At 58.5% G+C, this 9217-nt stretch carries 11 protein-coding genes and 2 tRNA genes (1 of these 13 cut by a window edge); 5 read left to right on the top strand and 8 right to left on the bottom strand.

Annotated elements, in window-relative coordinates:
• Nucleotides 1–22 (bottom strand) — tRNA-His (locus AC3WMT_RS22200); it reaches 154 nt to the left of the window's first position.
• Nucleotides 23–54: 32 nt separating this feature from the next.
• Nucleotides 55–131: transfer RNA gene (locus AC3WMT_RS22195), tRNA-Arg, on the bottom strand.
• 275 nt (nucleotides 132–406) lie between these two features.
• Here AC3WMT_RS22195 and folD point away from each other — a divergent pair.
• Nucleotides 407–1261 (top strand): bifunctional methylenetetrahydrofolate dehydrogenase/methenyltetrahydrofolate cyclohydrolase FolD, encoded by an 855-nt coding sequence (gene folD, locus AC3WMT_RS22190; protein ID WP_103305230.1) that lies wholly within the window; start codon nucleotides 407–409, stop codon nucleotides 1259–1261.
• A gap of 230 nt (nucleotides 1262–1491) precedes the next feature.
• On the top strand, nucleotides 1492–2430 hold the full coding sequence (gene pbpG / locus AC3WMT_RS22185) for a D-alanyl-D-alanine endopeptidase (protein ID WP_103305229.1): 939 nt from the start codon (nucleotides 1492–1494) through the stop codon (nucleotides 2428–2430).
• A gap of 53 nt (nucleotides 2431–2483) precedes the next feature.
• Here the strand turns inward: pbpG and AC3WMT_RS22180 are convergent, their stop codons facing one another.
• From AC3WMT_RS22180 to AC3WMT_RS22170, 3 genes are all read right to left on the bottom strand, one after another.
• A complete protein-coding gene (locus AC3WMT_RS22180) occupies nucleotides 2484–2687 on the bottom strand; it encodes a hypothetical protein (protein WP_103305228.1) in 204 nt (67 codons plus the stop codon).
• A 12-nt stretch (nucleotides 2688–2699) separates the two neighbouring features.
• Nucleotides 2700–2906: a DUF6021 family protein gene (locus tag AC3WMT_RS22175; protein WP_103305227.1), complete on the bottom strand. Its 207-nt coding sequence runs from the start codon at nucleotides 2904–2906 to the stop codon at nucleotides 2700–2702.
• Between the two features lie 89 nt (nucleotides 2907–2995).
• Nucleotides 2996–3667, bottom strand: a complete 672-nt coding sequence (locus tag AC3WMT_RS22170; RefSeq protein ID WP_103305226.1) for a C39 family peptidase — start codon at nucleotides 3665–3667, stop codon at nucleotides 2996–2998.
• A gap of 232 nt (nucleotides 3668–3899) precedes the next feature.
• Between AC3WMT_RS22170 and AC3WMT_RS22165 the strand changes: the two genes are divergently transcribed.
• A complete protein-coding gene (locus tag AC3WMT_RS22165; protein ID WP_177431430.1) occupies nucleotides 3900–4067 on the top strand; it encodes a hypothetical protein in 168 nt (55 codons plus the stop codon).
• A 241-nt stretch (nucleotides 4068–4308) separates the two neighbouring features.
• On the opposite strand, the gene AC3WMT_RS22160 is transcribed toward AC3WMT_RS22165, so the two are convergent.
• The gene (locus AC3WMT_RS22160) at nucleotides 4309–5058 is read right to left on the bottom strand and encodes a TerC family protein (protein ID WP_103305225.1); all 750 of its coding nucleotides are present in this window, start codon (nucleotides 5056–5058) and stop codon (nucleotides 4309–4311) included.
• 29 nt (nucleotides 5059–5087) lie between these two features.
• Nucleotides 5088–5330 (bottom strand): hypothetical protein, encoded by a 243-nt coding sequence (locus AC3WMT_RS22155; protein WP_103305224.1) that lies wholly within the window; start codon nucleotides 5328–5330, stop codon nucleotides 5088–5090.
• A 143-nt stretch (nucleotides 5331–5473) separates the two neighbouring features.
• Here AC3WMT_RS22155 and nhaR point away from each other — a divergent pair, with 143 nt between their 5' ends.
• Complete coding sequence (gene nhaR, locus AC3WMT_RS22150; RefSeq protein ID WP_103305223.1) at nucleotides 5474–6373, top strand: transcriptional activator NhaR; 900 nt, start codon at nucleotides 5474–5476, stop codon at nucleotides 6371–6373.
• On the opposite strand, the gene AC3WMT_RS22145 is transcribed toward nhaR, so the two are convergent.
• Nucleotides 6368–7531 (bottom strand): MFS transporter, encoded by a 1164-nt coding sequence (locus AC3WMT_RS22145; RefSeq protein ID WP_103305222.1) that lies wholly within the window; start codon nucleotides 7529–7531, stop codon nucleotides 6368–6370. The genes nhaR and AC3WMT_RS22145 overlap by 6 nt on opposite strands.
• Nucleotides 7532–7869: 338 nt before the next feature.
• Here AC3WMT_RS22145 and sstT point away from each other — a divergent pair, with 338 nt between their 5' ends.
• Nucleotides 7870–9102, top strand: coding sequence for a serine/threonine transporter SstT (gene sstT / locus AC3WMT_RS22140; protein ID WP_103305221.1), 1233 nt, complete (start codon nucleotides 7870–7872; stop codon nucleotides 9100–9102).
• Nucleotides 9103–9217: the final 115 nt, after the last annotated feature.

The following is a 9217-nucleotide window of genomic DNA, read 5'->3' as shown; positions in this document are numbered from 1 at the left end:
CTACCAACTGAGCTACGCCCACCATATAACGCTACTTGTGCCAAAGCTGCCTAATGGCGCACCCGGCAGGACTCGAACCTGCGACCATCCGCTTAGAAGGCGGATGCTCTATCCAGCTGAGCTACGGGCGCCTTATTAATCTGTACTCTTAAAGGACTACAAACTAAGTGCTTTCCAGTGTTGCAGAACCTTGATTCCGCTTCACCTTCTTAACCAGTGCTAGGCTGTGCCCGACAAGTGCGACGAATAGTATAGAGCGCTCCGAAGGTCGTCAAATCATTTTTGAAAAAAATTCATTTAATTAAAGGAGTTAGGGGAATTTGCTGACCAAGCGCCTTTGCCCTCACCGCTCGACATGCGAGAATGCGTTCTCTTTTTTTCCCCTCTCGATGGTTAATCACGCGCAATGACTGCACAACTAATCGACGGCAAATCGATCGCCGCCAGCCTGCGCCAGCAGATCGCCCAACGAGTTGCCGAGCGTCGCCAGCAAGGCCTGCGCACTCCCGGCCTCGCGGTGATCCTGGTCGGCAGCGATCCTGCCTCTCAGGTTTATGTCTCGCACAAGCGTAAAGACTGTGAAGAGGTCGGCTTCCTCTCTCAAGCCTACGACCTGCCCTCTGAAACCACTCAGCAGGCGCTGACCGATCTGATCGATCGTCTCAATGACGACCCGGCAATCGACGGCATCCTGCTTCAGCTGCCGCTGCCCGAGCACCTGGACGCTTCCAAACTGCTGGAGCGCATCCGCCCGGACAAAGACGTTGACGGTTTCCATCCTTATAACGTCGGTCGCCTGGCCCAGCGCATTCCGCTGCTACGCCCGTGCACGCCTAAAGGCATCATGACCTTGCTGGGAAGCACGGGTGCTGATCTTTATGGCATGGACGCCGTCGTTGTCGGCGCGTCCAACATCGTCGGTCGCCCGATGGCGATGGAACTGCTGCTGGCCGGTTGCACCGTAACCGTGACCCACCGCTTCACCAAGGATCTGGCTGGCCACGTCGGCCGCGCTGACCTGGTGGTCGTGGCTGCCGGCAAACCGGGCCTGGTCAAAGGCGAATGGATCAAGGAAGGCGCGATCGTCATCGACGTCGGTATCAACCGTCAGGACGACGGCAAACTGGTCGGTGACGTTGTCTACGAAACCGCCCTGCCGCGCGCCGGCTGGATTACTCCGGTTCCGGGCGGTGTAGGCCCGATGACCCGCGCCTGCCTGCTGGAAAATACGCTTTATGCAGCGGAAACCCTGCACGCTTAAACCGTATTTTTCGCAGTACCGAAACCCCGCCCCGTGCGGGGTTTTTCATGCCTGAGAAAAAACACTAACCGTTCGCCGGAAACCCCTCTTTTTTCAGGCCTTTTCACGAGATTTTCAGGTCTTCCAAACAACCATCGACAGTTCTTCAGCCATACTCCTAAAATGCGCCGGTTTTAAGAAATAACCCGTTACAAACTAACGGAATATCCAACCTTTATGAGTTTGCCAGCGTGAAAATTCGTCTTTCGATTCTGAGCCTGTTTTTTGCTTTTACAGGCACATTCATCACGCCAACGATCAACGCTGCGGAAACCACCGCTGCCCCACGTGACGCTTCGACATTGAAGATCGCTTCCGGCAGCGCCCTGCTCATGGATATGCAGACCAACAAAGTCATCTACTCGAGCAACCCTGACGTGATCGTGCCGATCGCTTCCGTCAGTAAGCTGATGACTGGATTGGTAGTGGTTGAAGCCCGACAGAACATGGACGAATGGATCGATGTCGATATCAGCCACACGCCGGAAATGAAGGGCGTGTTTTCCCGAGTCAAACTCAAGAGTGAGCTGCCGCGCCGCGAGATGCTGCTGATTGCCCTGATGTCCTCGGAAAACCGTGCGGCCGCCAGCCTCGCGCATCACTACCCGGGTGGATATGTCGCCTTTATCGCGGCGATGAACGCCAAGGCCAGGGCACTGGGCATGACCAACACCCACTACGTCGAGCCGACCGGTCTGTCGGAGCGCAACGTTTCCACTGCCCGCGATCTGAGCAAGTTGCTGGTGGCCGCGAGCAAATATCCGATCCTCAGTGAACTCACCACCACCAAGGAAAAAACCGTCTCTTTCCGCAAACCCAATTACACCCTGGGTTTCCGCAATACCGATCACTTGGTCAACAAGGCCGATTGGGATATCAAGATCACCAAAACCGGCTTCACCAATCCCGCCGGCCATTGCCTGGTATTGGTGACGAAGATGGGCAACCGCCCGGTTGCGCTGGTGATTCTCGACGCGTTTGGCAAGTACACGCATTTTGCCGATGCCAGCCGCATTCGCAGCTGGATGGAAACCGGCAAGAGCGCCAGTGTTCCGGCGGTGGCTCAGCAATACAAAGCCGAGAAAAACCTCAAGGCGCGCCAGAGCGGCGTGGTTGAAGCGTCCAAGTAAATCGCAGCATAAGAAAAAGCCCCGAATCTTCGGGGCTTTTTTTCGTCTGTGAATCAGTCATTGGGCAGTGGCATCTTGTCGTCATCAGGAATGCCATCGCCCTTGCTCGGATCCGGCGCAAGCCCTGGTGCTACCAGAGGCCGAGCCAATGGATCGCGCATCGGACTGTCCGGGTCCAGCACCGGATCGACGCCCTCTTCCGGCGTGGTCGGCACACTATCGGGCTTTTGGTCATCGAAGCTTGAATCGGTACTCATACGCACCTCACCTCAAGGTTTGAGATCGGCTAACGGATCGTAGGGTTTGGACGGTTTCTTGTTGTCCTCACCGGGCTGTACATCCTTGGGCGCCTTGGCGGGCCCCACAGGATCGACTTGCGGATCATCGAGATCCGGGGAGTCCGGGTCGAATCCGAGATCATCGCCTGAAGAATGCTCGGAAGAATGCGGGCCTTGCGGAGATGGGGAATCTGTCATGTCGCCTCCTGATTCACCCGCGAACAACGGGCTATATGCGTAGGAGACTTGCCGGGCGCAGTCGTGCCCGGCAAATGACGAACGGAACGTCAGTGCGCAGCCAGCGCCTTGCGCGCCTGCGCCGCTTCCGGTTCCTGACCGGCACGGGACAACTCATCGGCCGCTTTCAGCCATCGCTGACTATCAACGGCTGCCGGGATCTGCGAGGGCTTCTGGATCAGGATGGCCCACCCGCCAGACTTTTCGAAGGCCGACTCGAAGGCACTGAACCCCATCAATTCGCGGCGATTCATACCGGCGCGCAGGAGCACTTTCTGTTTGTTGCGGTCGTAGCCGGAAAGGATTGCGTAACGCGGTTCGGCCCAGAATGCCGAGCCTTCGCTAAAGCGCACCATCACCGGATACCCGGCGGCGACCTGTGTCAGCAAGGCCGGCAGATTCTTGTCCAGCGGATAGACAACCATGCCGTATTCCCGGGCAAGGTTCTGCATGTTCTCTTGCAGCTTGTCTTCGGCACCGGGCAGGTGCAGTGGTTTCTCCAGCAGCCCCGGGGTGATCACGATCCCTTGCTGCGACAACAGGCTGGCGAGCACCTGCGGCCCGGACTGGTTGGCCTCACCCCTATAGAAGGTGCCACTGAGCTCGACCCGCTCCGGCAGGCGCTTGACCTCTGGCGCCACACTGCCCGCACACCCGGCCAACACCGCCACGCAGCCAGCGACCAGCAACGCCGCACGCATTCGAGAAAATACCTGGACCATCGTCACTCTCTGTTCAGACACCGGTCATCGTGTTCCGGCAACGCCAGCGATCATAGGGCCGCGAACGGCTGCGGTATAGCTCTAAACCGTAGACGCATCGATTGCATAGAGCGAACTGATTGGTCACCACCGACCTTTGGTCAATAGCCTGAAACACGGCGTTGACTAGACTGTCACTGAAACAGAGCGAATTGAAAAGTGTGCGCCCGATGCAGGGCGAGAGGAGGCACTGATGAGCCTGACCATGACCATCGTAATGTTGATTGCCGGCTGGCTGGCTGTTGCCGCCGCCATGCTTTGGGGGGTGTTGCGGATTGCGCGGCGTCATCACCCTCCGGTTCACACCACGCCCATTGAAAAAGTTGAAAAGCAACGCGTTCGCCACGCGACTGCGCACTGAAGCGATAGCCCCTCACCCTAGCCCTCTGCCAGAGGGAGAGGGAGTTGACCGGGTTGTTCATCCGAAGTACATCGACCTGAAATATCGAGTCGAACTCAGGTTTGAAAACAACAAAGGATCGGCTCCCTCTCCCTCGGGAGAGGGCTGGGGTGAGGGGTTGGCTCCGATGCGCAGCACAACTCCTGAGCATAAAAAACCGCCTGAACTTCAATAGCTCAGGCGGTTTTTGCATTTTCAGCGTTTACACCTGCTCAGCCACTTTCTTCTGCCGAGCCCGGCGCGACATCATGTTCAACACTTCAATCGCCGCCGAGAACGCCATCGCGGCATACACATAACCTTTCGGTACGTGGGCACCGAAGCCTTCGGCGATCAGCGTCATGCCGATCATGATCAAGAAGCCCAGGGCCAGCATCACCACCGTCGGGTTGTCGTTGATGAACTTGGCCAGCGGGTCAGCCGCCAGCAACATCACCAGCACCGAGACCACCACCGCGATGATCATGATCGGCAAATGTTCGGTCATGCCGACCGCGGTAATGATGCTGTCGATCGAGAACACCATGTCGAGCATCAGGATCTGGCCGATAGCGGCCGCGAAGCCCAGGGTCACCGTCGACGTGGCCGACTTCGGATCTTCCGGCGCCGGATCCATGCTGTGATGGATTTCCGTCGTTGCCTTCCACACCAGGAACAGACCACCGGCAATCAGGATCATGTCCTTCCAGGAGAAGGCCTGGCCAAGGATTTCGATCACCGGCGCAGTCAACTGCACGATAAACGCGATGGTGCTCAACAGCGCCAGTCGCAGGATCAACGCCATGCCGATACCGATGCGGCGCGCCTTCTGCCGGTGCTGTTCGGGCAGCTTGTTGGTCAGGATCGAGATAAAGATCAGGTTATCGATGCCGAGCACGATCTCCATCACCACCAGTGTGGCCAAAGCAACCCAGGCGGTGGGGCTGGCGGCGAGTTCTAACAGATATTCCATGGGTCAGTCCTGACTCTGTGTAAGACGAATTAGATGGTCTTGGAGGAAGATTCGGATTTTTCCGAGTCTTTTTCCGGGGTTTCTTTTTTCTCGATCAGCCCGCCGGTGGCATCGCTGAGCGCTTGTTCGGCAGCTTTGTGGGTGTCGTCGATGGCCTGTTTGGCACTTTCGGCGGCTTTGCCCATCAACTGCTGGGCGCTTTTCTCGGCCTGATCGCAACCGGTCAGAACCAGTAAAGACGTAAACAACAACGCTGGGAGTGTGTATTTCATGGGGCTTCCTTCGAATGAACAGACAGGGTCACAGACCGGCCGTCGATGACTGGGCATTCTAGGGAGACAAACACTTCAGGAAAATTCGTATTTTCAGCGGCTATACTTCGTTTTTTACGAATCCGCACACCAGGGACGCACCGATGCTCAATTACCGACAACTGCATTACTTCTGGGTGGTGGCCAAGACTGGCAGCATCGTGCGTGCCTGCGAGCAACTGAACCTGACACCGCAGACCATCAGCGGACAGATCTCCCTGCTCGAACAAACTTACGGCATCGATTTGTTTAAACGGGTGGGCCGGCAGCTCGAACTCACCGAAGCCGGGCGCCAGGCCCTGCCCTACGCCGAGCAGATGTTTCAGTTGGGCGGCGAACTGGAGTTGATGCTGCGCGCCCAGCCCAACGAACAGCAGATCCTGTTCCGCGTCGGCGTTGCCGATGTGGTGCCAAAATCCATCGTTTATCTCCTGATCGCGCCGACCATGGAGCTGAACGAGCCGCTGCGCATCACCTGTCGCGAGGACAAACTCGAACGCTTGCTGGCGGATCTGGCGATTCAACGTCTCGATCTGGTGATCTCCGACAGTCCGATGCCGTCGCACCTCGACATCAAGGGCTACAGCCAGAAGCTCGGCGAGTGCGGGATCAGTTTCTTCGCCACCGCCGAACTCGCCGAGCGTTACGGGCAGGACTTTCCGCGCAGCCTGCACGGCGCGCCACTGTTGATTCCCGGGGCGGAAACCGTGGTGCGCAGCCGTTTACAGCGCTGGTTTGCCGAGCAGCAGATCCAGCCGCAAATCGTTGGGGAGTTCGATGACAGTGCCTTGATGCAGGCATTCGGCCAATCCGGCAGCGGGATTTTCATCGGTCCGAGCGTGATTGCCGATGAGGTGAGGCGCCAGTATGGCGTCGAGCTGATTGGCCAGACCGATGCCGTGACCGAGTCGTTTTACGCCATTTCGGTGGAGCGCAAGGTCAAGCACCCCGGCATCGTTGCGATTACCGAAGGTGCCCGACGCGAGCTGTTTACCGCGTTATGACGCCTCTGCGCACATTTCGCGCGGCTTGAGCGTCATCAAGACCATGGCGAGGAACACCGACAGCAGAATGAACCCGGCGGCAGCAAAGCCAAGGAAGCCTAGACCTGCGCTGTCGATGACCCGGCCACCGACCATGGCGCCCAGGCCAATCCCCAGATTGGCCCCGGCGATATTCAACGAGGCGGCAAAGGCTGGCGCTTCTGGCGCGGCTTTCATCAGACGCACATGGCTGACCAGGAACAGCGCCGCCTGGGTCACGCCCCAGATGCCCATCGCCACCGCCAAGCCCAACGGCGAATGAATGTTCGGCACCAGCGACACCATGCCGGCAATCATGAACGCACAGAACAACACCGACGCCCCCAGCGGATGCCGGTCCACGGCACGCCCGCCCAAGGAGTTGCCGATTAGCCCCACCGCGCCGAAGCCCATCAGGCACCAGCCGACCACCGTGCCGTTGAATCCGGCCAGGCGTTCAAGAATGTCGGCCAGATAGGTGTAAGCGGTAAACATGCCGCTGAACACCAGAATCGACAGCAGGATGTGGCCAATCATCAACGGGCTGCGCAGGATCTTGAACTGTGAGCGGAAGCTGACCTGGTGCTGGTGCAGATCGGTTTTTGGCAGGTAGACAAACAACAACAGCGCCTTGGCAAACGCGATAACCGCGAGAATGCCGAAAGCACTGCGCCAGCCGAATGCGTCGGAAATCAGCGTGCCGACCGGAATGCCGAACACCGTGGCGCAGACAATGCCGAAGCCGATCTTGGCGATGGCGCGACCGGCATAGTCCGGGCCGACGATGTCCACTGCCGTTTCACTGGCAAGCGCCCAGAACACCGGCAGCCCCAGTGCCGGGATCAAGCGGGCAATCGCCATTACCCAGATGTTCGGCGCCAGCGCGGCCACGGTATTGGCCAGGCCGAACATGATCAGGATGGTGATAAACAGTTTCCGCCGTTCGAAGCGGGCGAAATACGCGGTCAAGAATGGGCCGAACATCGCCACGGTAAAAGCGAATAGAGTCACCAGCAGACCGGCCTGCGGGATCGTGACTTCAAGGTCGCGGGCAATCGACGGCAGCAGGCCGACGATGACGAACTCCGTGGTCAGCACCGTGAAGCCGGCGGCAGACAACAGAAGGATGGGCAACAGCATGGGAAACTCCAGCAAAACGACGACACCAGCGTTGACCGTAAGGCCCGCTGGCAGAACTTGAAAATGAGGATGGAGAATCTTAACAGAGTGTTTCGAGACTGACTTGCACAAACCTGCCGATCTTGACGGTCAGTCGGGTGGCAGATCGTCACAGCCCTGAAGGATAAAGCCTACGCTGTGATAAAGTCCGCGCCCTGAAAAACGAACAGCCTATTCAGCGTCGTGTTTAAAAGCGCTGATGTTGCGTCAGACCTTTCGGCTCGTGACGGTGGCCTGCCCCTGATATTGCCACCGCTTTCGCGCAGCCTTGCACCCTATAAAAAATCAGAGATGCCGTTATGACCGCTTCTTCCCCTTCTCTATTGCACCGCCTCAAGAACCTGAGCCTGGTCACGCAGATCCTGATCGGTCTGATTGCCGGTATCGCCCTGGCGATGTTCGCCCCGGATGCGGCGAAAAGCACTGCATTTATCGGCAAGGTATTTGTCTCGGCGCTGAAAGCCGTGGCACCGATTCTGGTGTTTGTGCTGGTGATGGCCTCGATTGCCAATCACAAACACGGCCAGGAAACCCATATCCGGCCGATTCTGTTTCTGTATCTGCTGGGCACGTTCGCCGCGGCGGTGGTCGCAGTGGTTGCCAGCATGGCGTTTCCGTCGCACTTGGTGCTGTCGACCGACAATATTGCCGTGACCGCACCGGGCGGCATCGCCGAAGTGCTGCAAAGCCTGCTGCTGAGCGTGGTCGACAACCCGGTGACCGCGCTGATGAACGCCAACTTCATCGGCATTCTGGCGTGGGCGATCGGCATGGGGGTCGCGATCCGGCATGCCGGTGACACCACCCGCGAAGTGCTGGGTGACCTGTCCAATGGCGTGACCCTGATTGTACGCGTGGTGATTCGCTTCGCACCGCTGGGCATTTTCGGCCTGGTCGCCTCGACCCTCGCCACCTCGGGCTTCGGCGCGCTGATCGGTTACGCGCATCTGCTGGCCGTGCTGCTCGGCTGCATGCTGTTCGTGGCGCTGGTGATGAACCCGATGATCGTGTTCTGGAAACTGCGTCGCAATCCCTACCCGCTGACCCTCCAGTGCCTGCGCGAAAGCGGCATCACCGCGTTCTTCACCCGCAGCTCGGCGGCGAACATTCCGGTCAACCTGGAATTGAGCAAGCGTCTGGGCCTGCATGAAGATACGTATTCAGTGTCGATCCCGCTGGGCGCGACCATCAACATGGCCGGTGCGGCGATTACCATCACTGTGCTGACCCTGGCGGCCGTGCACACGTTGGGCATTGCCGTGGATATCCCGACCGCAATCCTGCTCAGCGTCGTAGCGGCGATCTGCGCGTGCGGTGCGTCGGGCGTAGCCGGTGGTTCGCTGCTGCTGATCCCGCTGGCGTGCAGCCTGTTCGGTATTCCGAGCGAGATTGCCATGCAGGTGGTCGCGGTTGGTTTCATTATTGGGGTGTTGCAGGATTCGGCGGAGACGGCGTTGAATTCGTCCACCGATGTTTTGTTCACCGCCGCAGCCTGTCTGGGTGAGGAAGAGAAGGCCCAACGCGCCGCATAATAATCGCTGCAATGAAAAGCCCGCCGAGGTGTGAACCTGGGCGGGCTTTTTTGTGGCTGAGATCTTTACCCCCTCACCCCAACCCTCTCCCCCAAGGGGGCGAGGGGGAAAGGGA

Source organism: Pseudomonas sp. FW305-7 (genome assembly GCF_058786735.1).
The sequence above is the reverse complement of the archived record's forward strand: the minus strand, read 5'-3'. Positions and strand labels throughout refer to the sequence as shown.

Coding starts and splice junctions, on each gene's coding strand:
- AC3WMT_RS22155 (WP_103305224.1), bottom strand. CDS start 5,330: ATGAAATACACACTCCCAGCGTTGTTGTTTACGTCTTTACTGGTTCTG.
- AC3WMT_RS22165 (WP_177431430.1), top strand. CDS start 3,900: ATGAGCCTGACCATGACCATCGTAATGTTGATTGCCGGCTGGCTGGCT.
- nhaR (WP_103305223.1), top strand. CDS start 5,474: ATGCTCAATTACCGACAACTGCATTACTTCTGGGTGGTGGCCAAGACT.
- sstT (WP_103305221.1), top strand. CDS start 7,870: ATGACCGCTTCTTCCCCTTCTCTATTGCACCGCCTCAAGAACCTGAGC.
- AC3WMT_RS22180 (WP_103305228.1), bottom strand. CDS start 2,687: ATGAGTACCGATTCAAGCTTCGATGACCAAAAGCCCGATAGTGTGCCG.
- AC3WMT_RS22160 (WP_103305225.1), bottom strand. CDS start 5,058: ATGGAATATCTGTTAGAACTCGCCGCCAGCCCCACCGCCTGGGTTGCT.
- AC3WMT_RS22175 (WP_103305227.1), bottom strand. CDS start 2,906: ATGACAGATTCCCCATCTCCGCAAGGCCCGCATTCTTCCGAGCATTCT.
- AC3WMT_RS22170 (WP_103305226.1), bottom strand. CDS start 3,667: ATGGTCCAGGTATTTTCTCGAATGCGTGCGGCGTTGCTGGTCGCTGGC.
- AC3WMT_RS22145 (WP_103305222.1), bottom strand. CDS start 7,531: ATGCTGTTGCCCATCCTTCTGTTGTCTGCCGCCGGCTTCACGGTGCTG.
- folD (WP_103305230.1), top strand. CDS start 407: ATGACTGCACAACTAATCGACGGCAAATCGATCGCCGCCAGCCTGCGC.